Below are 22,482 nucleotides of genomic sequence, written 5' to 3' on the forward strand. Positions count from 1 at the left end.
TTGGCATGTTCGGCCGCCGGTTGGCGGCCTGGGTTGCGGCCCTGGCTCAAGGTGATCGTTGCGTGTCAGGCGACGGGATGACCACCCAGCTCGGGGTTTTGTTCAAGATGGCGCTATGCGCCCGTGTAGAGCAGGGTGTTGGGGCTGTTCGTTCCTGCGCTGGTCACCTTGCCTGTGGTGGCCGCTGCCACCAGTGCGTCTCGTACCTGCTGGGGCGTCGCCGAGGTGTGGGTGGCCAGGTAGAGCGCTGCGGCTCCAGCGACGTGGGGCGTCGCCATCGAGGTGCCGCTGATGGTGTTCGTGGCGCTCGTGCTGCCGATCCAGTCCGACTTGATGCTGCTGCCGGGCGCGAAGATGTCCAGGCAGCTCCCGTAGTTCGAGTAGCTCGCCCGTGCGTCCGTGCTCGTCGTGGCTCCCACGGTGATCGCCGCCGGGACGCGGGACGGCGACGAGCTGCAGGCGTTCGTGTTGCTGTTGCCCGCCGCGACCGCGTACGTCACGCCCGCCGCGATCGACGCCTTCACCGCGTTGTCCACCGCCGTCGACACGCCGCCGCCGAGGCTCATGTTCGCCACCGCCGGCTTCACCGCGTTCTGGGTGACCCACTCGATGCCGGCGATCACCTGGTCGTAGGTGCCCGAACCCTCGCAGTCGAGCACCCGCACGGCGGTCAACTGCACCCCCTTGGCCACACCGTACGCGGAACCACCGACAGTTCCGGCGACGTGCGTGCCGTGGCCGTTGCAGTCGCTGGCGTTCGAGTCGCCGTCGACGAAGTCGTAGCCGGACGTCGCGCGGCCGCCGAAGTCGCTGTGCGTCAGGTTGATGCCGGTGTCGATGATGTAGGCGTGCACGTTCGACGCGGTGGTCGAGTAGTTGTACGCCTGGTTCAGCGGCAGGTTGCGCTGGTCGACGCGGTCCAGGCCCCACGACGGCGGATTCGACTGCGTGGCGGTGATCGTCACGCGCCGGTTCTGCTCGACGAACGCCACCGACGGATCGGCCGCGACCCGCTTCGCCTGCGACTCGCTCATCGTCGCCGAGTAGCCGTGCAGCGCACGCGAGAACGTTTGCCGCACGTTGCCGCCGAGCTTGCCGGTCACCTCGCTGACCAGCGAAGACACCGGCGACGCCGATTCCTTGAACACCACGATGTAGCTGCCGGAGATCGCGCCGGGCGCATCCGCGCCGACGATCGACCCCTCCTGGGCGGAAGCCGGGGCGGTGAACCCGACGCTCGCGACCGCCGCGGCCACGAGCGCCACACCGGCTGATCTGGCCTTGCTGAGCAGGGACTTGGACATGAGTCCTCCTTGGCAGGGCCGGCGCGATGAGCTGGGGAATCGCCCACCGCACCGCAAGGGGTGAGACTTTTTCACGGTAGGACCGCGTCACCGCCCCGCGGAAGGACTGGCACCCGGGTGGCTCCCGGCGAAAGTAGGGCGGACCAGCCGCCCGGTCTGGATCAGTCCGCTGTCGGGACGCCCTCGATCACGTCGAGCACCTGCCGCGCCGTCACCGCGCCCACGGCCTTGCCCGTCTCGTCCACCACGACACCCAGCCCGGCCGGCGACGACAACGCCGCGTCCAGCGCACCCCGCACCGACGTGCCGCGCCGGTAGAGCGAACCACCGGCGACCAGGTCCGACTCGGCCAGCTCGCCGCCCACACTGGACCCCGGAGCCAGCCAGCCCCGCGGCTGCCCGGAGTCGTTCACCGCGAGCAGCCACTCCTCCGTCGGACCGAAGACGTTGTCACCCAAGGAAACCGTGGCCACCGAACGAACTTCCACGCCCGTAGCGTCCACAAAAGACAGTCCACGGTAGCCGCGGTCGCGGCCCACGAAGGACGCCACGAAGTCGTCCACCGGGTGCCGCAGCACGTCGGCCGGCGTGCCGTACTGCGCGAGCCGCCCGCCGACGCGCATCACGGCCACCTTGTCGCCCAGCCGCACGGCCTCGTCGATGTCGTGGGTGACGAACACGATCGTCTTGCCCAGCTGCGACTGCAACCGCAGCAACTCGTCCTGCAGGCCCTCGCGCACGATCGGGTCGACGGCCGAGAACGGCTCGTCCATCAGCAGCACCGGCGCGTCCGCGGCCAGCGCCCTGGCGACCCCCACCCGCTGGCGCTGACCACCGGAAAGCTGCGCCGGATAACGCTTCCCCAGCTCCGTGGGCAGACCGACGATCTCCAGCAGCTCGGCCGCGCGGTCGCGCGCCTTCCGCTTGCCCCACCCGGACAACACGGGCACGGTCGCGACGTTGTCCAGCACCGTCCGGTGCGGGAACAACCCGGCGTTCTGGATCACGTACCCGATGCCGCGCCGCAGCACCGGCGGATCCTGCTCGCGGATGTCCTTGCCGTCGAGCAGCACCCGTCCCGAGGTCGGCTCGACCATGCGGTTGATCATCCGCAGCGACGTCGTCTTCCCGCAGCCAGACGGCCCGACGAACACCGTGATGGTGCCGTCCTCGACCGTCAGGCTCAGGTCGTCGACGGCGAGCGTGCCGTCCGGGTAGCGCTTGGTCACGCCGTCGAACTCGATCAACACGCCCTCCCAGCGAAAAGCCTTCCCGGAGACGCGCCCAGCGCCTCCGGGAAGGTCCAGCTTAGCCGGTGACGCCGTCCTCGATCGCCGCCTTCGCCACGGCCGCGGCGACCTCGGGGGCGACGCGCGGGTCGAGCGGGCTCGGCACGATGCGGTCCGGCCCCAGGTCGTCCTGCGCGACGGCGACGATCGCCTCGGCGGCCGCCAGCTTCATGTTCTCGGTGATCGCCCGCGCGCCGGCGTCCAGCGCACCCCGGAACACGCCGGGGAAGGCGAGCACGTTGTTGATCTGGTTCGGGAAGTCGCTGCGCCCGGTCGCCACGATCGCCGCGTACTTGGCGGCCTCGTGCGGGTGGACCTCCGGGTCCGGGTTGGACAACGCGAACACGATCGGGTCATCGGCCATGTCGGCCAGCAGCTCCGGCTCGATCGTGGACCCGGACAGCCCCAGGTACACGTCCGCGCCGCGCAGCGCCTCGGCCAGCCCGCCACGCAGACCGGCCTTGTTGGTGGTCTGGGCCAGCTTCTCCTTGACCGGGTTCAGCCCGTCCCGGCCGGAGTGGATGATGCCGCGCGAGTCCAGCACCGTGACGTCGGCGACACCGGCCTCCTGCAGGATCTTCGCGCACGCGACACCCGCGGCGCCCGCGCCGGAGACGACTACCCGCTGCTGCTTGATGTCCCGGTCGAGCACCAGGTTCGCGCCACGCAGCGCGGCCAGCGTCACGATCGCCGTGCCGTGCTGGTCGTCGTGCATGACCGGGCAGTCCAGCGCCTCCTTGAGCTTGTCCTCCAGCTCGAAGCAGCGCGGGGCGGAGATGTCCTCCAGGTTGACGGCGCCGTAGGACGGGCGCAGCCGCACCAGCGTCTCGACGATCTCGTCGACGTCCTTGGTGTCCAGCACCAGCGGGATCGAGTCCAGGCCGCCGAAGGTCTTGAAGAGCACCGACTTGCCCTCCATGACGGGCAGCGACGCGCTCGCGCCGATGTCGCCCAGCCCCAGCACCGCGGTACCGTCGCTGACGACGACCACCAGCCGGTGCGCCCACGTGTAGCGCTGGGCCAGCTCGGCGTTCTCGGCGATGGCGCGGCTCGCCTTGGCCACCCCCGGCGTGTAGGCGATGGAGAGGTCGCGTGGCTGCGAGATCGGGCGCGTGGCCGCCACCGAGAGCTTGCCGCCCTCGTGACCGCGGAAGATCTCGTCGTCGGTCACCGGCGAGTAGTCGGTACCCGTCGGCGGCACTGCCTCGGCCGCCGTGCTCTTGCTGACCTCGTCGTTCATCGATGTCCCTGCCCTCGTATCAGAGGTCTGAGCGTAGGTCATGGAAATGAATCCCTCCCGGGACCGTGTGCGGGGACACTGCCCCATCCCCCAGTGGCGTGGTTGATCTCGCAGCTCGGTAGCCCGGGCGCGGTGGCGCCGGCAGCCGGCTCGGCGTCCGTCTCGGCCGTGCGGAGCCCTTGGTGAGGCGACGGCCGCGGACGCGGCGGTCCCCCCAGTGTTGCAGGCTCCGCACCGGTTGTGATGCCGAGGTGCGGTTGATGTCACAAAAAGGGGAGGTCAACGGGGTTCTAGCAAGACGTCCGTCCGGCTTGGGAGTGCCCCGCTAGGGTTGCGGTATGGAGGTCCGCCAGCTCGCCGTTCCCGACGCCTACGAGTTCACGCCACGTTCGTTCCCGGACTACCGCGGCCTTTTCGTCGCACCGTTCCAGGAGGCGGCGCTCGTCGAGGCGATCGGGCACCCGCTGCACGTGGCGCAGACGAACCACAGCGTGTCCCGGCGGGGGACGATCCGGGGAGTGCATTTCGCCGACACGCCGCCCGGCCAGGCGAAGTACGTCTACTGCCCGCGTGGCGCGCTGCTCGACGTCGTGGTGGACCTGCGGGTCGGCTCGCCCACGTTCGGCACCTGGGACGCCGTGCGGCTCGATTCGGTGGACTACCGCGCGGTATACATCGCGGAAGGCCTCGGGCACGCGTTCGTCGCGCTGGAGGACGACACCGTGATGGCCTACCTCTGTTCGACCGGGTACAACCCGTCGGGCGAACACGGGATCACCCCGCTCGACCCCGAGCTGAAGCTCCCCTGGCCGTCGGACGTCACGCCGATCCTGTCCGAAAAGGACGAAGCGGCCCCGGCTCTCGCCGAGGCCGCCGCCGCCGGGTTGCTGCCGGTCTACGCCGACTGCGTCGCCCACTACGAAAAACTCCGCGCGGGCTAGAGCCTCAACCGGCGACGTTCACACTCTCATCGTCCGCGTGCGCGCCGAACTCGGCGACGCGCACCTCCGCGATGCGCTCGTACCGGCTGATCCGGTCGGTCCACTCCGCGTCGACGCCGAACGCCGCCTGCGCGAAGCCCACCCGCCGGACGGCCTCGGCCAGGCCCGGATCCCCAGGGGCCAGCAGCCGCACCGGCGCGTCGAGCGCCACGGTGTGCGGCGGCACGAAGTACTCGTCCGGCAGAACGGTGCGCGCGTGGACGAGCGCGCCGACAGCGACGACCGAGCCGGGCCCCAACCGTGCGCGCTGCAGGACCGTCGCCGCGGTCGCCACGTAGACGCACCGGCCGACCTCGCAGCCCAGCAGCGTGGCATGTGGTCCCACGAAGACGTGGTCGTCGAGAAGCACCGGCTGGTCGCCGGCGACCGCGGACCCGCGCAACACCGCGTTCTCGCAGATCACCGCCGCCTCCCCGACCTCGATCCGAGACCCCTCGGCATCGAGCACCGCGCCGTACATGACCCGCGCCCTCGGCCCCACGCGGACATCGCCGACGAGTGTGGCCGTCGGGGCGATGTAGGCGGTGGGGTGGACCTGCGGTTCACACCCGCGGTGCCGGATGCGGATTCCCCGCGCTCGCACGATCACGACCGGATTCTCGGCCGACCGGCCGCGAGCGCGCTGGCGGATTCCGGACGTCTCGTTCGCCCGTCGGCTGATACGGGCTAGAAGTCCTCCGCCAGCACGCGGGCGATGTTGCGCTCCGCCAGCGCGGTGATCGTGACGAACGGGTTCACGCCCGTGCTGCCCGGGATGAGCGAGCCGTCGGTGACGTAGAGGTTGCGGTAGCCCTTCACGCGCCCGTACAGGTCGGTCGCCTTGCCCAGCACCAGGCCGCCCAGCGGGTGGTACGTAAACCGGTTCTCGAACGCCCGGGTGTCGCCGAACAGGTCATAGCGGTAGATCGTCCCGTTCGCCGAGTTGATGCGGTCGAACAGGCTCTTCGCCGCGTCGATCGACGGCTGGCCCTGCGCGACGTCCCACTGCAGGACCGCCTTGTCGGCGCCCGGGTCGTAGGAGAACCATCCGCGCTCGGGGTTCTTCGTGATCGCCAGGTACAGGCTCGCCCACGTCTCCAGCCCGGCGGGCACCGGCGCGATCTCGGCGAACACCGGGTTGACCGGGTCCTCCCACGCGTCGATGCCGAGCGCGGGCATGCCCGACTCGACCGGGCCGACCGGGTCCCACACGTGGTTGGCCCGGCCCAGCATGACGTTGCCGTTGGTGCCCCAGCCCTGGCCGACGTCCTCGCCGAGGTCCGGCAGCTTGCCGGTGTCGCGCGCCCGCACCAGCAGCTCGGTCGAGCCGAGGCTTCCGGCGCCGAGGAACAAGTACTTCGTCCCCAGCTGGCGCGCGCCGAGCACGTTGCCCTCGGCGTCAATCTGCCGCACCGTCAGGGTGTACGTGCCGTCCTGCTGCTGGGCGATGTCGCGGACCTCGGTGAGCGTCTGGATGGTGACGTTGCCGGTGCCCAGCGCGGCCGCCAGGTAGCTCTTGTCCAGCGAGCGCTTGCCGTGGTTGTTGCCGTAGATGACCTCCGACGCCAGCGCGGACCTCGGCACCTCGCCGGCCTCTTCCCGGCGCATGTAGTCGAAGTCGTAGACGCTGGGCACGAACGTGGTCTTGAGCCCGGTCTTCTGCGCGTGCTTCCGCGAGACACGCGCGAACTGGTAGGAGTCGCAGGTCTCGAACCAGTCCGGGTCGATGTTGTTGACGCCCAGCATGGAGTTCGCGAGCGGGTAGTACGTGCCGTACATCTCGTCGGCGTCGACCTCGGGCAGGATTTCCTCGAAGTACCAGCGCTTCGGGGTCACCGCCATCGCGCCGTTGACCAGCGAGCCGCCGCCGACACCGCGGCCGACGTAGACCGACATGTCGCCGAAGTGCACGCGGTCCAGCACGCCCGCGTACGGGTCGATGTTCCGGTTGGCCAGGTCGAGCCACAGGAACGAGGCCAGCGGCGCCTCCGTGCGGTTCTTGAACCACGACGACCGGCGGTCCGGGCTGAGCATGTCCGAGAAGATCTTGCCGTCCTCGCCCGGTGTGTTCCACAGCTGGCCCATTTCGAGCATCAGCGTCGGGACGCCGGCCGCCCCGAGGCGCAGCGCCGTGACGGCGGCGCCGTAGCCGGTGCCGACGACGACGGCCGGCGAGTAGTCGGTGGCCGCCATGGCGGAGGTCCGGGTCGAGATCGTGGTCAGCCCGAGCGTGGCGGCGGAGCTGAGCGCGGTCAGGCCGAGGAACCGGCGTCGAGAGAGGGACATAACGCGAACCATATTCGGATCGACCTTGCTTTGTAAACGGTGTTAATCCCTAGTGGCGCGATGCCAGGGTCGGCTCCGGGCTTTCCCCGATGGTGTCGTTTGCGCAGGTCGGACAGGATTTGGATCATGAAGATCGCACTCGCAGCGGCCGCCGTCGCCGCACTCGCCCTGACGGCCACCAGCGCTCTCCCCGCCCGCGCCGCGGAGGACACGTTCGCCGACTGCCCCGCCCTGCCCGCCGGCGCGGACCCGGGCCAGTGGCGCTGCGAGGTGCTCGACTCGACCGCCACCATGTCCTTCGGCGACGTCCGGGACCTCCCGCTCGGACCGATGCGCCTGACCTTCGCCGAGGGGCAGCTGAACGGCGAGTACGCGCAGGTGTTCGGCGCGCTGAGATCCGAACCGGTCGCGGTGCCCGGGCTCCCCCGCGCCACCGTGCGGTTCGGGTACGGCGGCCACTCCGACTTCCAGTCCAACGACGAGCGCAAGGGCGAGATCGACCTCGTCGCCGAGTTCGACGCGCCCTACCTGCCGCGCGACTGCGCGACCGGCGTCATCCACTCCGTCCTGCAGGCCGACGGGCCGACCGAGGTCGTCTCGACCGACCCGCTGACGCTGAAGTTCGCCACCTACGACCACGAACTGGCCGTGCCCGCGACGGAGAACTGCGGCCCGCTGGGCCGGGTGGTCGACCGCCGCCTCGACCTGCCCGCCGCGTCCGGCACGAACTCCTACGCCCAGACCACGACGGTCCGCCTGCGCGACTACTGACGCTTCGGCGTCACCCAGATCGTGATGGTGGCGGTGACGACAGTTTTGCCCGCCCGGTCGGAAATCACGACGGGCACCGGCAGTTCCACGCCCTCGCCGCCGAACTCCGGGATCTCCGGCAGCTCGGCGACCGCCCGCAGGCTCGTCTCCGCCTTCGCCACGTACCGCACCGTCATACCCTTGGGCAGCCACCGGTGCGTGGCGGGAAGGGTCGACTCGGCGAGCATCCCCATCGCGATCTCCGCGAGGTTGCACGCCGCGATCGCGTGAAATGTGCCGATGTGGTTGTGAACACCCCACCACTTCGGCGCGCGCACCGCGCAGTAGCCGGGACGCAGCTCCTCCACGGTCGGCAGCACCGAGCCGAAATAGGGCACACGCAGGCAAATCGCGGTCGAGAACAGTCGTTTGCCGCCGGGCAGCGCGCTCAGCCGCTGCCACAGCGAGTAGGTCGAAACCACCGGCGCCTCCTAAGTTACCGACCGGTAGCAAAGCAGACCGGTGGCTATATTCGCAAACGTGGACCACGAGCTCTTCCTCTTCCGCCACGGTCAGACCGAGTGGTCGGTGAACGGCAAGCACACCGGCCGCACCGACATCCCGCTGACTCCCGCCGGGGAGAACCAGGCGCGCGCCGCCGGCCTGACCCTGCAGACGCTCCGCAAGGGCCCCGCGCTGGTGCTGACCAGCCCGCGGCAGCGCGCGGTGCGCACGGCCGAGCTGGCCGGGCTGCGGATCGACGAGCAGACCGAAGACCTCGCGGAGTGGGACTACGGCGACTACGAGGGCGTCACCACGCCGGAGATCCGCAAGACCGTGCCCGGCTGGACCGTCTGGACACACGAGATGCCCGGCGGCGAGACCGTCGAGCAGGTGACCGCCCGCGCGGACGCCCTGCTGGAGCGGGTGCGCGCGGCGCTGGCCGACACCGAGGTGATCCTCGTCGGCCACGGCCACTTCAGCCGGGTGCTGATCGCCCGCTGGATCGGGCTGCCCGCCACCGCGGGCGTCCACTTCGGACTGGACCCGGCCGGGGTGACGGTCCTCGGCGACGAGCGCGGCGAGCCGAAGATCGAGCACCTGAACATCCCGCCGTCCTGACCGTAGCGATCCCGCACCGCACCGCGGTCAGCTCGCTTGAATCGAGGTCAACGAGGCCAGCCCGGCGTCATCCGCCTCGCTTAGCGTCGAGCCGTGAACTCCTTCGCCCGGGCGACCCACGTCGGCAGCCTCCTCCGTCCCCCGCTTCTGCTGAAGGCACGCGCCGATCACGCCGCGGGCCGGCTCGACGACGCCGGGCTGCGGCGTGTCGAGCAGGAGTCGATCCTGGTAGCGCTGTCGGTGCAGCAGGACAGCGGCATCGGCGTCTACACCGACGGCGAGTACCTGCGAACGGATTTCATGAGCAGGCTCACCGAGCACGTGGACGGTTTCGCCGCGCAGGCGCCGTCGCTGGAATGGCAGTCCGGCGACCACGCCGAGGAGGACAGCGACATCCTCCGGCTCATCGGGGGCAAGCTCGCCTACCGCGAACGGTTCACCGACCGCGAGGCCGCCTTCCTCGCCGCGCACGCGCCCGGCCCGTTCAAGGTCACCATCCCGGAGGTCACGAACTTCGTGGTCGCCAACTGGGACCCGCGGGTCAGCGGCCCGCACTACCCCAGCCGCGCCGACATCGTCGACGACCTGGCGGCCGTCCTGCTGCAGGAGGCCGCGGCGCTCGCCGAGGACGGCGTCCGGCACGTCCAGATCGACGCGCCGTGCTTCATCGCCTTCGCCAATCCACGCATCCTCGGGCTCTTCGCGTCGGAGGGCATCGACGCGCGGGACCTGCTGCGACGTTGCATCGAAGCCGACGCGGCCGTCGTCCGGCTGCTGCGCGACCGCGGCGTCGCCGTGGGCATGCACATCTGCCGCGGCAACTACCGCGGCCAGTGGTTCAACGAGGGCTTCTACGACGACATCGCGGCGGACGTGTTCGGCGGCATCCCGGTGAACCACTGGCTGCTGGAGTACGACACCGAACGTGCGGGCACCTTCGAGCCGCTGCAGCACGTGCCGGACGGGCTGCGGGTCGTGCTGGGCCTGATCACGACGAAGACCGGTGAGCTGGAGGATCCCGACGAGCTCGCGCGGCGGGTGGACGAGGCCGCGCGGATCGTCCCGCTGGCGGATCTGGCGGTCAGCCCGCAGTGCGGGTTCGCATCGGAGGTGCAGGGAAACCCGCTGACTTGGGATGATCAGCGCCGGAAGCTGGACCTGACGGTTTCGGTGGCGCAGCGGGTCTGGGGCGGGGTCTGAGTCTGGCAGGATCGGGTGCAGCTCACCCGCCGAATCCTGGGAGTCCCCATGCCCGACAGCCGCATCCGCCGTATCCGCGAGTCCGATGTGGACGAAGTCGCGCAGCTGGTGCACGAACTGGCCGCCTACGAGAAGGCGCCGCAGGACTGCCACCTGACGGCCGACCGCCTGCGGGTGGCGCTGTTCGGCGACAGCCCCGCGGTGTTCGGGCACGTCGCCGAGCAGGACGGCGAGATCGTCGGGTTCGCGCTGTGGTTCCTGAACTTCTCCACCTGGCGCGGCGTGCACGGCATCTACTTGGAGGACCTGTTCGTCAAGTCCGAGCTGCGCGGGTCCGGGCTGGGCAAGGCGCTGCTGGCGACGCTTGCGAAGGAGTGCGTCGACCGCGGCTTCGCGCGGCTGGAGTGGTCGGTGCTGGACTGGAACCCGGCGACCGGCTTCTACAAGTCCCTCGGCGCGACGCCCATGGACGAGTGGACCGTCTACCGCCTCACCGACACCGCCCTGGACAAGCTCGCGAAGCTCGCCTAGTCCTCCTCGCCGCGCTCCCGGCGGCGGCCGGCCATCCCGCCGCGCTCGGCGGCCTCCTCCTCGGTCTCGTCCTCGTGCTGCCCGAGCGCCCACGCCCGCGCGGGCTGGCGGAACAGCAGCACGATGATCGCCACCCCGAGGACGATGATCGGCACCCCGAACCCGGGCCGCCCGGACGGCCCGGCCATGTACCAGCCGACGCCGGCGGTGATGAGCGCCATCACCAGCCCCGGCGAGCGGGCCCAGGTGTGGCCGAACAGCAGTCCGATCCCGCAGCCGACGACGGCGAGCCCGAACAGCACGTAGAAGGCGCCCTCGGCGAGCACGCTGGTCAGCGGCATGGAGTCACCGGGCGAGGCGAACAGCAGAGCGCCGAACACCACCAGGCCGATCCCCGGCAGGACGGTCAGCGCGCCGGCCACCCTGACCTCGCGCGGAGCGGGTGAAATCTTGTCGGCGAGCGCCATCGCGAAGGGCCTTCCACCAGCGGCTGAGCGGCACGGGTGACCGTGTGTGAACGCCATCGATACTAAGCCACCCGGTCGGCCGTTTTCGAACCGCGGCCATCCGCGTCAAGATCTGGGTGTCGTCGATGAGCCGGCGGACGCCCGGGGTGCACTTGTCACGACGAACGGACCGTGCCGAACGACGGGAGGTCAACCGGCAGTCTTTTCGCAGTGATGAGGTTCGCGCTGACGCTTGGGATGCGCCCGATTGGCCTACCCTGCGGATATGCGCGCGATTCTGGTGGTCAACCCGCAGGCCACGTCCACGACGGCCGGCGGGCGGGACGTGCTCGCGCACGCGTTGGCCAGCCAGGTGAAGCTGGAGGTCGTGGAGACCGACTACCGCGGCCACGCGCTGGCGGTGGCCAGGGACGCCGCACGGGACGGAGTCGACCTGGTGGTCGCCCACGGCGGTGACGGCACGGTGAACGAGGTCGTCAACGGCCTGCTCGCCGACGGGCCTGCCACGCAGCTGCCCGCGCTCGGCGTCGTGCCCGGCGGGTCGGCCAACGTGTTCGCGCGCGCCCTCGGCATTTCCCGGGACCCCGTGGAGGCCACGCACCAGCTGCTGTCGGCCATCGAGTCGGGCCGCAGCCGCCGCGTCGGGCTGGGCCTGGCGGACGGGCGGTGGTTCACCTTCAACGCGGGCCTCGGCTGGGACGCCGACGTGGTGGCCACGGTCGCCGACCGGCGCGGGAAGCAGACGAACGCGCTGCTGTACATGCGGGCGGCGGTGACGTGTTACTTCCGCCCGCGCTCGCCCCGGTTGCCGCTCACCGTGCACGTGCCGGGCGAGGAGCCGGCCGAGGTGCGGATGGCGTTCGTGTCGAACACGGATCCGTGGAGCTACCTCGGTGAGCGGCCCGTCCACCTCAACACCGGCAGCTCCTTCGAGCGGGGTCTCGGGCTGTTCGCGCTGCGCAAGCTGTCGCTGCCGCTGGTTTTCCGGCACGTCCGCCAGGCGCTGCGGACGGAGGCCGAGCACCGCGGCAAGGCGCTCGTGAAGTACGACGACCTGGCGAAACTCAGCGTGACGACCGAGGAGCCGGTAAACTTCCAGGTCGACGGCGACCTGATCGGCCGTCGGACGCAGGTGGACTTCACGAGCGTGCCCGACGTGCTGACCGTGCTGGCGTGAGTGATCGGTCCGGCGATCTGCAACTTGCCGTTCGTCGACGCACACGGTCCACTCACCGCATCGTCCTTCCCCCGCGAAGGCCGTTTCGGAGAGAAACCGCAGGTCAGCGGGGTCGCCTGACCAGGTGAGCTGACTCACCGATGTTGCGAAAACACTTGTCGAAAGCGGTGCTTCGTGAAAGCATTCACAAGCACCCCAAGAAACGATCCGCCATGACGACCTGTGGCGCAGCACGCTCTGCGCCCCGAGAAGGAGCTCACAGAAATGGACTGGCGCCACGACGCTGCCTGCCGCGACGAGGACCCGGAGCTGTTCTTCCCTGTCGGGAACAGCGGTCCCGCGCTGCTGCAGATCGCCGAGGCGAAAGCCGTATGCCACCGCTGCCCGGCAGCGTCCGAGTGCCTGGCCTGGGCCCTGGCCAGCGGCCAGGACTCCGGTGTCTGGGGCGGGATGAGCGAAGACGAGCGCCGTGCCCTGAAGCGCCGTCGTGCTCACATCGGCATGCGCACCGCCTGACCTCTCCACGCGCTGCGGCGTCGCTTAACGCGTCTCTTACGAGAGTACGCGGGACCTGACGCAGGGGCTCACACGCCCCCACTTAACGTTCGAAGGCCCGGCCCCCACCTCCCGCGGGTGCCGGGCCTTTGAACGTCCTGAGCAGGGTTTTTGGGTTTCGGCTGCTCTCGCCTGAGCGGCTGCCACACGGTGCCTCCACGGCGCCCCATGCCTCACTGCCCCAGGACGCCCGGTGAGGTTCCGCTTCGGCCCCAGCCCCGGCTCCTGCCCGCCCGGCGCTGGCTGCTGCTTCCGTCCGGCATCCGCTCCTGCTCGGGCCAGCTCCAGCTGCCGCTCCTGCCTGGCAACTGCTCCGTTTCATCACCTGCACCGGCCGCCGCCCTACCTGGGCGCCTCCCACCCCGCGTGAGACGCCCACTCGCAACGGCACCGTCGGCCCTCTCACCTAGGCACCATTGGCCCTCTCACCTAGGCACCATTGGCCCTCTCGCCTCGGCCACCATTGGCCCTCTCGCCTCGGCACCGTTGGCCCTCTCGCACCTTCCAAGCACCGCTGGCCCACCCGCGCGGGCACGGTTGGCCACCTCGCGCGGCGCGACTGACCCACTCGTGCGGGCACACGACCGGCCATCTCACGCACGCACCGGTGGCCACCCCACGCAAGCACGACTGGCCCACTCACCGCGGGCCGCACGACCGGCCACCTCACGCAGTCACCAGCGGTCATCTCACGCGAGCGCCAGCGGTCACCTCACGCAGTCGCCCAGCGGCCACCTCACCCGGCGCGACTGGCCCACTCACGCGAGCACGACCGGCCATCCCGCGCAGGGACGATTGGCCCACTCACGCACGCGGGACCGCCCACCTCACGCAGTCACCAGCAGTCACCTCACCCGGCGCGACTGGCCCACTCACGCACGCGGGACCGCCCACCTCACGCAGTCACCCAGCGGCCACCTCACCCGGGCGCGACTGGCCCACTCACGCGCAAAACCACCGGCCACCTCGCACACCCAGGGCGACTGGTCACCTCACGCGAGCACGACCGGCCACCTCAAGCAGCCACGACTGGCCACCTCAAACAGGTGCCAGTGGTCACCTCGCGCCGACCCACCCACGCGAATACAACCCGCCCACCCGAAGCAGGCCCCAAGAAACTACGGCCGCCGCCCCAGAGGCAGCCTCAACGCGGCCTCCGTGCCGCGCGCAGCGCCGTCGCGGAGCTTTCGCAACGACAGCGAACCCCGCAGCTCCGACTCCACCAGGGTGCGCACGATCTGCAGCCCCAGCCCGTCAGCCCGCTCCAGCGAGAACCCGGACGGCAACCCCCGGCCGTTGTCGCGGATCAGGACGTCCAGCCAGCGCGCCGAGCGGCTCACCACGATCTCCACCTTGCCCGGCCGCCCGTCCGGGAAAGCGTGCTCCACCGCGTTCTGCACCAGCTCCGCCAGCACCATCACCAGCGGCGTCGCGATCTCGGCGACCACCACCCCGAACGAGCCGGACCGGCTGATGCTCACCCGCGACTCCGCGGTCGCGACCTCGCCGACCATCGGCAGCACGTTGTCCAGCAGCTTGTCCAGGTCGACCCGCTCGTCGACCGACACCGACAGCGCCTCGTGCACCATCGCGATCGACGCGACCCGCCGGACGGACTCCGTCAGCGCCTGCCTCGCCTCGGCGTTCGAGGTGCGCCGTGACTGCAAGCGCAGCAACGCGGCCACCGTCTGCAGGTTGTTCTTGACCCGGTGGTGGATCTCCCGGATCGTCGCGTCCTTCGACAGCAACGCCCGGTCCCGCCGCTTCACCTCGGTCACGTCCCGGCACAGCACCAGCGCCCCCGCCGGCTGCCCGTGCGGCCGCAGCGGCAACGCCCGGAACAACACGACCGCGCCCCGCCGCGACTCGGCCTCCGTGCGGCTGCCCGGCTTCCCGTCCAGGGCGTCCAGGATCCGGTGGGCGACCTCCGTCGCGTCGAACGGGTCCCGGATCAGCGACCGCGTCAACGGCGCCAGCCGCGTCCCCACCAGGTCCGACTCGTGCCCCATCCGGTGGTAGGCCGACAGGCCGTTGGGGCTCGCGAACACCACGTTCCCGGCCGCATCCAGGCGGATCAGCCCGTCCCCCACCCGCGGGCTCGTGTGCACGTCCGTCTGGCTGTCCACGTGCGGGAACGTGCCGTCCACGATCATCTGGCACAGGTCGCCCGCACTACCGAGGTAGGCCACTTCGAGCGGGCTCGGCACGCGCGGCGCGGCCAGGTTCGTCTCACGGGACAGCACCGCGATCACGTTCGAGCCGAACGTCACGGGGATCGCCTCGCGGCGCATCGGCAGGTCGCGGTACCAGTGCGGGTCCTCCTCGCGGCAGATCCGGACCTCCCGGATCGCCCGCGCGAGCTGCGGGTGGTCCTCCACCGTGAACCGCGTGCCGACCACGTCCTCGGGGTGCGCGGTGGGCGCCGTGGTGGGGCGGGCCTGCGCGACGCACACGAAGTCGCCGCCCTGCTCGTTGTGCTCCGGCGACACGGGCACCCACAGCAGGAAGTCGGCGAAGGACAGGTCGGCGAGCAGCTGCCACTCGGCCACCACGGCCTGCAGGTGGTCCGCCGCCTCGCCGGACAGGCCGGTGTTCTCGGCCAGCAGGTCGGAAAGTGTCGTCACGCTGGTACTCCTCCTCGGGGCAGCTCAAGTGAACCAGAGCGGGACCTTCCCGGCACCCGCCGGGGCGAGCCTGAGACACTGGTGGGCAGATCGCGACCAGGGAAGGAGCAGGCATGTCGAAGCGAGCCCGCAAGCGCCGCGACCGCCGGAAGAACGGCGCCAACCACGGCAAGAAGCCCAACAGCTGAGTTCGGGCACGAGAAAGGCCCCGGTGCGGCGCACCGGGGCCTTCGTCGTGTCCGGGGTACTACTCCGCGTTCTGCTCGAGCCGGACCTCGGTCCGCTCGATCGTCACGTCACCGCGCCGCTCGACCGTCTGGTAGATCGACGCCCGCAGCTTCTGCTTGAACTCGTCCGGTGCGGTGTCGCCGCCGCACTTGCGGTGCAGGAGCTGCTTGAGCTGCTCGTCGATGCCGTACTCCTCGAGGCACGGCGGGCAGTCCTCGATGTGCTTGCGCAGCTGCGCGTCCCGCTCCGGGCTGCACTCGCGATCCAGCAACAGGAAGATCTCGGCGAGCGCCTCGGAACAGCGGACGTCGTCCTTGTGCGGCTCACGACCGGTGGTCATCGCGCTACCTCCTGCTTGGCGCCGCGGATGAAGCCGCGCTCGCGCGCGACGTCGGCGAGCAGGTTGCGCAGCTGGGCGCGGCCACGGTGCAGGCGGGACATCACGGTCCCGATCGGCGTGTCCATGATCTCGGCGATTTCCTTGTAGGCGAAGCCCTCGACGTCGGCGAGGTACACGGCGAGCCGGAACTCCTCCGGCAGCTGCTGCAGCGCGTCCTTGACGTCGCTGTCGGGCAGCCGGTCCATCGCCTCGACTTCCGCCGACCGCAGACCGCTCGAGGTGTGGCTCTCCGCCTGGGCGATCTGCCAGTCGGTGATCTCCTCGGTGGGCTGCTGCACCGGCTGACGCTGACGCTTCCGGTACCCGTTGATGTAGGTGTTGGTGAGGATGCGGTACATCCAGGCCTTGAGGTTCGTGCCCTCCTTGAAGGAGGCGAACGCGCCGTAGGCCTTGAGGTAGGTCTCCTGCACGAGGTCCTCGGCGTCCGCCGGGTTCCTCGTCATGCGCAGAGCGGCCGAGTACAGCTGGTCCAGCAGCGGCATCGCGTCGCGCTCGAAGCGCTCGGCGCGCTCTTCGACCGGCTCCTGCTCGGAGCCGGATTCGGGCACCGCGGAGTTCTGCGTGCTCGGCAAACCGTTCCCTTTCCCATCCGCGTCGAAGCGGTCCGCACCCGTGGCCGGGTGCGCATACGACAGCTTGGAGGATACGCGGACGGGCTTGGCCGGGCCGGGTACACCGGCCGGGCGGGTGACGGCCTGCACACGGGCTCGTCGATCAGCAAGCTTTGACGGCACGTCCGTGTCAACACCGCACGATCCGGGCACATTCCCCGCCGCGGGAAAAGGACTTGCGCCTCCCGGCTACCGTGCACCCCATGGCCGGGAAGGGAACGCCGGCGACCGCCCTGCTCGCGAAGCAGAAAGTCGCGCACAAGCTGCACGCCTACGACCACGATCCGAAGCACGAGTCCTACGGCCTGGAAGCGGCCGAGGCGCTCGGGCTCGAACCGGACCGCGTGTTCAAAACGCTGGTGGCCGATGTGGACGGAAAGCTGACGGTCGGCGTGGTGCCGGTCACCGGGCAGCTGGACCTGAAGGCGCTGGCCGCGGCGGCCGGCGGCAAGCGGGCGAAGATGGCGGACGCGGCGGCCGCCCAGCGCGCGACCGGATACGTCCTCGGCGGCATCTCACCGCTGGGCCAGCGCTCGCGGCTGCCGGTGGTGATCGACGAGACGGCGGAGAAGTTCGAGACGATCTACTGCTCGGCCGGCCGTCGCGGCCTGGAGGTGGAGCTGGCGCCGGCCGACCTGGTGCGCCTGACCTCGGCGACGGTGGCACCCATCCGCGCCTGACCGAGCGGACGGCACCCAGCCACGACGCCTCCGGTGCGGCGCCCAGGCAGGCGGCCCCCGCCGCCGATCAGCCACCGCGGCCCGGAGGCGGAACCGGCGCCCGCCGACCTGGTGCGCCTGACCTCCGCCACCGTGGCACCCATCCGCACCTGACCCAGCGGACGGCACGCGACCACGGCGCCTCCGGTGCGGTGCCAGGCAGGCGGCCCCCGCCGCCGATCAGCCGCCGCCGCGGCCTGGATAGAACTGGTACCCGCTGACCTGGTACGCCCGACCTCGGCGACGGTGGCACCCATCCACGCCTGACCCGGCGGACGGCACCCAGCCACGGCGCCCCCGGTGCAGCGCCAGGCAGGCGGCCCGCCCCCGATCAGCCGCCGCAGCAGCCTAGATAGAACTGGCGCCCGTCGACCTGGTGCACCCGACCTCCGCCACCGCGGCACCCATCCGCACCTGACCCAGCGGACGGCACCCAGCCGCCATCGCGCTGACCGGCGCCGCGGCGAGCACCGTGCCTCGGACGCCTCTCCGGGCAGACAGCCGCCGTCCGCCTACGTGAGCGGCCGCAGCACCTTCGCGAGCCACTCGTGCACCGTGCGGTACACCGCTTCCAGGTCGGCGTCCAGCGCGTGCGTCCCGCGCACCACGACGACCTCGTGGTGCGGCCCCGGCTTCGGGCAGCCGAACGCGTCGGTCTCGCCCTGCACCACCAGCGTCGGGACCTCCACCGCGTCCAGCTCGGCCTGCCTGCTCTTCTCCGGCTTGCCCGGCGGGTGCTCCGGGAAAGCCAGGCACAACACGGCCACCGCCTGCCCGGCCGCCGCCGTCCGGCACGCCACCCGCGCCCCCGACGAGCGGCCGCCGAACACCATCGGCAGGTCGTCGAAGCGGTCGCACAGCTCCTCGGCCACCGCGAGCCACGCCGTGTCCAGCTGCTTGGCGGGCGCGGGCGCCCTGCGGCCCGCCACCCGGTAGGGCTGCTCGACCAGCACGACGTGCACCCCGGCCGCCTGCCCCGCGCGGGTGGCCGCGACCAGGTCCTTCGCCTCGATCCCGCCGCCGGCGCCGTGGCCGAGCATCAGCACCGCCTCGCCGTCGGGCGCGCAATGCAGCTCCGCCATGGCCGGGCCGTGCGGTGTCGGGATCTCGATCCGGGTCATGGTTTCGGCAGGTCGAACAGGGCGTCGGCGGCGTCCAGGTCGGTGGCAGGCTCGACCCGCTCGATCAGCTCCGGGCCGTTGTTGCGCACGTTGCCGACCCGGTCGGACACCGGCCGCAGCTCGATGGTCTCCATCAGGTCCATCGGCGGCGCCAGCAGCTCGCCGACCTCGGTGCGGTCCGGGTCGAGCCACTCGGCCCAGTTCCGCTCGTGGATGACCAGCGGCATCCGGTCGTGCACGTCGGTCAGCCGCCCGGCCGCGTCGGTCGTGATGATCGAAAAAGTGATCAGCTGCGGGGCGTCCGGATCCTTCGGGTCGCGCCAGGTGTCCCAGATCCCGGCGAAGGACAGCGAGTGGCCGTCCGGCCGGGTCATGTAGAACGGCTCCTTCTGCTTGCCCGTGCGCCGCCACTCGTACCAGCCGTCGGCGGGCACCAGGCAGCGCCGCTGCGCGAGCGACTTCTTGAAGGCCGGCTTCTCGGCGGCAGTCTCGGCGCGGGTGTTGATCATCCGGTTGCCGACGGACACGTCCTTGGCCCAGAACGGAACCAGCCCCCAGCGCATGACCCGCAGGCTGCGCACGGCGGGCTCGTCCTCCAGGACCTGCCCGTCGGCGTCCCGCGGGTGCCGCTGCACCACGGTGACCACGTTCTTCGTCGGCGCGACGTTGTAGTCGGCCTCGCGCGCCTTGCCGTCGGTCTCGTCCACGGCGTCGAACTCCTGGGCCAGGTCGGCCGGGTTCTTCTTCGCCGCGTAGCGGCCGCACATCTCGCCCAACTCCTTCGGACCGGCTGCGGATAACCCATCGTGACACGGGTGGCGCACCACTGGCGAGCGGGATGGGGGATCATCTGTGCTCGGAAGGAGGCTCGGAGCTTGGCACGCAGGGACTGGCGCGATCTGGACGAAAGCGACGTCCGCGTGCGCCCGGGAAAGGGCTCGCGCCCGCGCAGCAAGCGGCGGCCGACCCACTCCGACGCCACCCAGGCGATGGTGATCGCGGTCGACCGCGGCCGTTGGACCTGCGCGATCGACAGCGACCCCGGCCGCCTCGTCACCGCCATGCGCGCCCGTGAGCTGGGCCGGACCCCGGTCGTCGTGGGCGACCAGGTGGGTCTGGTCGGCGACACCAGCGGCGAGCCGGGCACGCTGGCCCGCATCGTCCGGGTCGACGAGCGCACCAGCCTGCTGCGCCGCACGGCCGACGACACCGACCCGTTCGAGCGGGTGGTCGTCGCCAACGCCGAGCAGCTGCTCATCGTCACCGCGCTGGCCGATCCGCCGCCGCGGCCCGGGTTCATCGACCGCTGCCTGGTCGCGTGCTACGCCGGTGGCCTGCAGCCGGTTCTGTGCCTGACGAAGGCCGACCTGGCGAGCCCGGACGAGCTGCTGTCCCGCTACGCCGAGCTGGACGTGCCTGCGGTGGTGACCCGCTTCGACGAGGATTCGCTGCCGCTGGCCGACACCGTGCGCGGCCGGGTGTCCGCGCTCGTCGGCCACTCCGGGGTCGGCAAGTCGACACTGGTGAACCGGCTGGTGCCGGACGCCGAGCTGGCCACCGGTGAGGTCAGCGCGGTCGGCAAGGGACGGCACACGTCCGTCGCGGCCGTCGCGCTGCCGCTGCCCGACGGCGGCTGGGTGATCGACACGCCCGGTGTGCGGTCGTTCGGCCTCGCGCACGTGACCGCCAACGACATCGTGGCGTCCTTCGACGAGTTCGCCGAGGCCGCCGAGGAGTGCCCACCGGGGTGCGGGCACCTGGGGCCGCCGGAGGACCCGGACTGCATGCTCGACGAGGTCGAGGACAAGCGCCGGCTGCCGTCGCTGCGCCGCCTGCTCGCGTCGCGGGCGGGCATGGAGGTTTGATCTTCGCCGGTTTTGCCCATCCCTGTCGGTGACAACCCACTTGGGGGACATTCGACTGAGGGATTCTTGTCATGCGCAAAATCGCTCTTCTGGCGGGTGCGCTGGCGCTGGTCGCCGGCACCACCGCCTGTGGTTCGACCGCGGAATCCGGGCAGGCCGGCGAGACGCCCGCGCTGTTCGGCAACGCCCAGGAACTGGTGCTGGCCTCGTCCGGCAAGACCAGCCAGGCGCAGACTGCGAAGTTCACGCTCACCGGCTCGGTGGCAGGCCAGACCCTGAACGCCGGCGGCGAAGGGCGCTTCACCGGGCCCTCGCCGGCGATGACCATGACCATGACCGTCGCCGGGCAGAGCCAGGAGATGCGGGTCGTGGACAAAGTTCTCTACCTGAAGCTGCCGCCGGAACAGGCGGCGCAGGCGGTCGAGGGCGGCAAGCCGTGGGCGAAGGTGCCGGAGGACAGCGAGGCCGGCAAGGCCATCGGCGCGAGCATGGACCAGGCCGCCCAGGGTGACCCGACGCAAATCCTGGATCAGATCCAGCAGGCAGGCACGATCACCCGCAGCGAGCAGACCACGCTCGACGGGCAGCCGGTGAGCCACTACTGGGTCAACCTGGACGTCGCGAAGGCCACCGGCACGCTCAACACCGGTGAACTGCCGCCGGAGGTGCTGGACAAGCTGAAGAACTCCGGCGCCGTCATCCCGGTCGAGATCTGGCTCAACTCCGACCAACTGCCCGTGCAGGTCACGCAGGACCTGACGCAGGTGATGCAGGCGGCGGGCGCGCCGGCCGGCGCGCAGAGCGCCACGATGACGATGAAGTACCGCGACTGGGGCGCGCCGGTCGACGTCACGGCCCCGCCCGCGGATCAGGTCGGCGAGCTGAAGACCGCGGCCTGACAGAAGTAACGCGGGAGTCCTCTTGGGACATATCCCCGTTAGCCGCCCGAAGACGGGTGGCCCCGACCAAAGGGGAATGTTCCACATGAAGAAAACCGCTCTCGCGTCCGGGATCCTGGCGCTGGTGCTCGGGCTCACCGCGTGTGGTGGCGGGGAGTCCGGCTCCAGCGGCGGGACCGCGGGCCCGGCGCTGTTCGGCGACGTGCAGGAGCTCGTCCGGGCGGCGTCGGCGAAGACCGGTCAGGTGCAGTCGGCGAAGTTCACCATCTCCGGCTCGATCGCCGGGCAGCAGATGACCGGCTCCGGCGAGGGCCGCTTCAACGGCCCCGACAGCGCGATCGCCATGACGATGTCCGTCGGCGGGCAGAGCCAGGAGATGCGCATCGTCGACAAGGTCCTCTACCTCAAGCTGCCCGAGGAGGCGCAGGCCGCGACCGGTGGCAAGCCGTGGGCGACGTTCCCGGAGGGCAGCGAGGCCGCGAAGACGCTGGGCGCGAGCCTCGAGCAGGCCGAGTCGAACGACCCGTCGAAGACGCTGGAGCAGATCGAGAAGGCAGGCACGATCACCCGCAGCGAGCAGACCACGCTCGACGGGCAGCAGGTCAGCCACTACTGGGTCACCATCGACGTGGCGAAGGCGTCCGACGAGCTGGCCTCGTCCGGTCTGCCCGCGGAGACGCTGGAGCAGCTGAAGTCGATGAACGTGACCTACCCGATGGAGCTGTGGCTGAACAGCGACCAGCTGCCGGTGCAGATCACGCAGGACCTCGGCCCGGTGATGCAGGCCGTCGGCGCGCCCGCCGAGGCGCAGCAGGCGAAGATCACGATGAAGTACAGCGACTGGGGCGCCCCGGTCAACGTCACCGCCCCGCCCGCCGACCAGGTGGGCGAGCTCAAGATCGGCGGCTGAACCGGTTGTCGCGGCGCGGTCTCGGTTCGCCGGGACCGCGCCGTTTTCCGTAACGCGAGTGTCCCTTCGCGACATATGTCCGGTAGTTCACCCGGCAGAGGTGATCCGACCGGGGGGTGTCCCTATGGGGTTGTCAAGCGGCAGCGGGCGTCGGGGCTGGGTGTCGGTAGTGGGTTTTGTTGCGGAGCATGGCGTAGATGACGT

At 70.7% G+C, this 22,482-nt stretch carries 22 protein-coding genes and 1 pseudogene; 11 read left to right on the forward strand and 12 right to left on the reverse strand.

The window, feature by feature from the left end; translation table 11 throughout:
• Positions 1-116: 116 nt before the first annotated feature.
• The 3 genes and pseudogenes from ABZ215_RS37055 to ABZ215_RS37065 form a co-directional block, all read right to left on the reverse strand.
• Positions 117-1,304, reverse strand: a pseudogene (locus ABZ215_RS37055) (S8 family peptidase); the annotation flags it as partial.
• A gap of 161 nt (positions 1,305-1,465) precedes the next feature.
• Positions 1,466-2,554 (reverse strand): ATP-binding cassette domain-containing protein, encoded by a 1,089-nt coding sequence (locus ABZ215_RS37060; RefSeq protein WP_354955166.1) that lies wholly within the window; start codon positions 2,552-2,554, stop codon positions 1,466-1,468.
• Positions 2,555-2,612: 58 nt separating this feature from the next.
• Positions 2,613-3,833, reverse strand: a complete 1,221-nt coding sequence (locus ABZ215_RS37065) for an NADP-dependent malic enzyme (RefSeq protein WP_354955168.1) — start codon at positions 3,831-3,833, stop codon at positions 2,613-2,615.
• Between the two features lie 338 nt (positions 3,834-4,171).
• Here ABZ215_RS37065 and ABZ215_RS37070 point away from each other — a divergent pair, with 338 nt between their 5' ends.
• Positions 4,172-4,774 carry a dTDP-4-dehydrorhamnose 3,5-epimerase family protein gene (locus tag ABZ215_RS37070; RefSeq protein WP_354955170.1) on the forward strand — a complete coding sequence of 201 codons (603 nt, stop codon included), beginning with the start codon at positions 4,172-4,174 and terminating at the stop codon, positions 4,772-4,774.
• Positions 4,775-4,778: 4 nt separating this feature from the next.
• Here the strand turns inward: ABZ215_RS37070 and ABZ215_RS37075 are convergent, their stop codons facing one another.
• A complete protein-coding gene (locus ABZ215_RS37075; protein ID WP_354955171.1) occupies positions 4,779-5,423 on the reverse strand; it encodes an acyltransferase in 645 nt (214 codons plus the stop codon).
• 77 nt (positions 5,424-5,500) lie between these two features.
• Entirely contained in the window at positions 5,501-7,099 is a 1,599-nt protein-coding gene (locus tag ABZ215_RS37080; RefSeq protein ID WP_354955173.1) for a GMC oxidoreductase, read from the reverse strand.
• Positions 7,100-7,225: 126 nt separating this feature from the next.
• On the opposite strand from ABZ215_RS37080, the gene ABZ215_RS37085 reads away from it, so the two are divergent.
• Positions 7,226-7,870: a hypothetical protein gene (locus ABZ215_RS37085; RefSeq protein WP_354955175.1), complete on the forward strand. Its 645-nt coding sequence runs from the start codon at positions 7,226-7,228 to the stop codon at positions 7,868-7,870.
• Here ABZ215_RS37085 and ABZ215_RS37090 read toward each other — a convergent pair.
• A complete protein-coding gene (locus ABZ215_RS37090) occupies positions 7,864-8,331 on the reverse strand; it encodes a hotdog fold domain-containing protein (RefSeq protein WP_354955177.1) in 468 nt (155 codons plus the stop codon). The genes ABZ215_RS37085 and ABZ215_RS37090 overlap by 7 nt on opposite strands.
• Before the next feature lie 58 nt (positions 8,332-8,389).
• On the opposite strand from ABZ215_RS37090, the gene ABZ215_RS37095 reads away from it, so the two are divergent.
• The 3 genes from ABZ215_RS37095 to ABZ215_RS37105 all read left to right on the forward strand — a co-directional run bounded on the left by ABZ215_RS37095 (position 8,390) and on the right by ABZ215_RS37105 (position 10,702).
• Positions 8,390-8,971 (forward strand): acid phosphatase, encoded by a 582-nt coding sequence (locus ABZ215_RS37095; RefSeq protein ID WP_020420492.1) that lies wholly within the window; start codon positions 8,390-8,392, stop codon positions 8,969-8,971.
• Between the two features lie 93 nt (positions 8,972-9,064).
• Positions 9,065-10,171, forward strand: coding sequence for a cobalamin-independent methionine synthase II family protein (locus ABZ215_RS37100; RefSeq protein ID WP_354955179.1), 1,107 nt, complete (start codon positions 9,065-9,067; stop codon positions 10,169-10,171).
• Positions 10,172-10,219: 48 nt separating this feature from the next.
• Positions 10,220-10,702 (forward strand): GNAT family N-acetyltransferase, encoded by a 483-nt coding sequence (locus ABZ215_RS37105; protein WP_017984698.1) that lies wholly within the window; start codon positions 10,220-10,222, stop codon positions 10,700-10,702.
• On the opposite strand, the gene ABZ215_RS37110 is transcribed toward ABZ215_RS37105, so the two are convergent.
• Complete coding sequence (locus tag ABZ215_RS37110) at positions 10,699-11,169, reverse strand: hypothetical protein (RefSeq protein WP_354955181.1); 471 nt, start codon at positions 11,167-11,169, stop codon at positions 10,699-10,701. The two genes, ABZ215_RS37105 and ABZ215_RS37110, sit on opposite strands and share 4 nt — an antisense overlap.
• A 265-nt stretch (positions 11,170-11,434) precedes the next feature.
• Between ABZ215_RS37110 and ABZ215_RS37115 the strand changes: the two genes are divergently transcribed.
• Complete coding sequence (locus ABZ215_RS37115; RefSeq protein ID WP_354955183.1) at positions 11,435-12,346, forward strand: diacylglycerol kinase family protein; 912 nt, start codon at positions 11,435-11,437, stop codon at positions 12,344-12,346.
• A gap of 264 nt (positions 12,347-12,610) precedes the next feature.
• Positions 12,611-12,862: a WhiB family transcriptional regulator gene (locus tag ABZ215_RS37120; protein ID WP_026153466.1), complete on the forward strand. Its 252-nt coding sequence runs from the start codon at positions 12,611-12,613 to the stop codon at positions 12,860-12,862.
• Positions 12,863-14,019: 1,157 nt separating this feature from the next.
• Here the strand turns inward: ABZ215_RS37120 and ABZ215_RS37125 are convergent.
• From ABZ215_RS37125 to ABZ215_RS37135, 3 genes are all read right to left on the reverse strand, one after another.
• Positions 14,020-15,525 carry a PAS domain-containing sensor histidine kinase gene (locus ABZ215_RS37125; protein WP_237339566.1) on the reverse strand — a complete coding sequence of 502 codons (1,506 nt, stop codon included), beginning with the start codon at positions 15,523-15,525 and terminating at the stop codon, positions 14,020-14,022.
• Between the two features lie 247 nt (positions 15,526-15,772).
• Positions 15,773-16,093 (reverse strand): mycothiol system anti-sigma-R factor, encoded by a 321-nt coding sequence (gene rsrA / locus ABZ215_RS37130; protein ID WP_020420497.1) that lies wholly within the window; start codon positions 16,091-16,093, stop codon positions 15,773-15,775.
• Positions 16,090-16,725: a sigma-70 family RNA polymerase sigma factor gene (locus ABZ215_RS37135; protein WP_026153467.1), complete on the reverse strand. Its 636-nt coding sequence runs from the start codon at positions 16,723-16,725 to the stop codon at positions 16,090-16,092. The genes rsrA and ABZ215_RS37135 overlap by 4 nt, the downstream gene beginning before the upstream one ends.
• Before the next feature lie 242 nt (positions 16,726-16,967).
• Here ABZ215_RS37135 and ybaK point away from each other — a divergent pair, with 242 nt between their 5' ends.
• Positions 16,968-17,444: a Cys-tRNA(Pro) deacylase gene (gene ybaK, locus ABZ215_RS37140; protein ID WP_020420498.1), complete on the forward strand. Its 477-nt coding sequence runs from the start codon at positions 16,968-16,970 to the stop codon at positions 17,442-17,444.
• Between the two features lie 551 nt (positions 17,445-17,995).
• On the opposite strand, the gene ABZ215_RS37145 is transcribed toward ybaK, so the two are convergent.
• On the reverse strand, positions 17,996-18,604 hold the full coding sequence (locus ABZ215_RS37145) for an alpha/beta family hydrolase (RefSeq protein ID WP_237339567.1): 609 nt from the start codon (positions 18,602-18,604) through the stop codon (positions 17,996-17,998).
• Positions 18,601-19,371 (reverse strand): SOS response-associated peptidase, encoded by a 771-nt coding sequence (locus ABZ215_RS37150; protein WP_020420500.1) that lies wholly within the window; start codon positions 19,369-19,371, stop codon positions 18,601-18,603. Before ABZ215_RS37150 ends, ABZ215_RS37145 begins: the two co-directional genes overlap by 4 nt.
• Before the next feature lie 108 nt (positions 19,372-19,479).
• On the opposite strand from ABZ215_RS37150, the gene rsgA reads away from it, so the two are divergent.
• From rsgA to ABZ215_RS37165, 3 genes are all read left to right on the forward strand, one after another.
• A complete protein-coding gene (gene rsgA, locus ABZ215_RS37155; protein ID WP_020420501.1) occupies positions 19,480-20,469 on the forward strand; it encodes a ribosome small subunit-dependent GTPase A in 990 nt (329 codons plus the stop codon).
• 71 nt (positions 20,470-20,540) lie between these two features.
• Complete coding sequence (locus tag ABZ215_RS37160) at positions 20,541-21,368, forward strand: hypothetical protein (protein ID WP_237339569.1); 828 nt, start codon at positions 20,541-20,543, stop codon at positions 21,366-21,368.
• An 85-nt stretch (positions 21,369-21,453) separates the two neighbouring features.
• Entirely contained in the window at positions 21,454-22,278 is an 825-nt protein-coding gene (locus ABZ215_RS37165) for a hypothetical protein (RefSeq protein WP_354955185.1), read from the forward strand.
• Positions 22,279-22,482 lie beyond the last annotated feature (204 nt).

The organism is Amycolatopsis sp. NPDC006131, assembly GCF_040614175.1.
Taxonomy (GTDB): domain Bacteria; phylum Actinomycetota; class Actinomycetes; order Mycobacteriales; family Pseudonocardiaceae; genus Amycolatopsis_E; species Amycolatopsis_E tucumanensis.

Coding starts and splice junctions, on each gene's coding strand:
- ybaK (WP_020420498.1), top strand. CDS start 16,968: ATGGCCGGGAAGGGAACGCCGGCGACCGCCCTGCTCGCGAAGCAGAAA.
- ABZ215_RS37085 (WP_354955175.1), top strand. CDS start 7,226: ATGAAGATCGCACTCGCAGCGGCCGCCGTCGCCGCACTCGCCCTGACG.
- ABZ215_RS37105 (WP_017984698.1), top strand. CDS start 10,220: ATGCCCGACAGCCGCATCCGCCGTATCCGCGAGTCCGATGTGGACGAA.
- ABZ215_RS37120 (WP_026153466.1), top strand. CDS start 12,611: ATGGACTGGCGCCACGACGCTGCCTGCCGCGACGAGGACCCGGAGCTG.
- ABZ215_RS37160 (WP_237339569.1), top strand. CDS start 20,541: ATGCGCAAAATCGCTCTTCTGGCGGGTGCGCTGGCGCTGGTCGCCGGC.
- ABZ215_RS37115 (WP_354955183.1), top strand. CDS start 11,435: ATGCGCGCGATTCTGGTGGTCAACCCGCAGGCCACGTCCACGACGGCC.
- ABZ215_RS37070 (WP_354955170.1), top strand. CDS start 4,172: ATGGAGGTCCGCCAGCTCGCCGTTCCCGACGCCTACGAGTTCACGCCA.
- ABZ215_RS37145 (WP_237339567.1), bottom strand. CDS start 18,604: ATGACCCGGATCGAGATCCCGACACCGCACGGCCCGGCCATGGCGGAG.
- ABZ215_RS37080 (WP_354955173.1), bottom strand. CDS start 7,099: ATGTCCCTCTCTCGACGCCGGTTCCTCGGCCTGACCGCGCTCAGCTCC.
- ABZ215_RS37150 (WP_020420500.1), bottom strand. CDS start 19,371: ATGTGCGGCCGCTACGCGGCGAAGAAGAACCCGGCCGACCTGGCCCAG.
- ABZ215_RS37165 (WP_354955185.1), top strand. CDS start 21,454: ATGAAGAAAACCGCTCTCGCGTCCGGGATCCTGGCGCTGGTGCTCGGG.
- ABZ215_RS37110 (WP_354955181.1), bottom strand. CDS start 11,169: ATGGCGCTCGCCGACAAGATTTCACCCGCTCCGCGCGAGGTCAGGGTG.
- ABZ215_RS37065 (WP_354955168.1), bottom strand. CDS start 3,833: ATGAACGACGAGGTCAGCAAGAGCACGGCGGCCGAGGCAGTGCCGCCG.
- rsrA (WP_020420497.1), bottom strand. CDS start 16,093: ATGACCACCGGTCGTGAGCCGCACAAGGACGACGTCCGCTGTTCCGAG.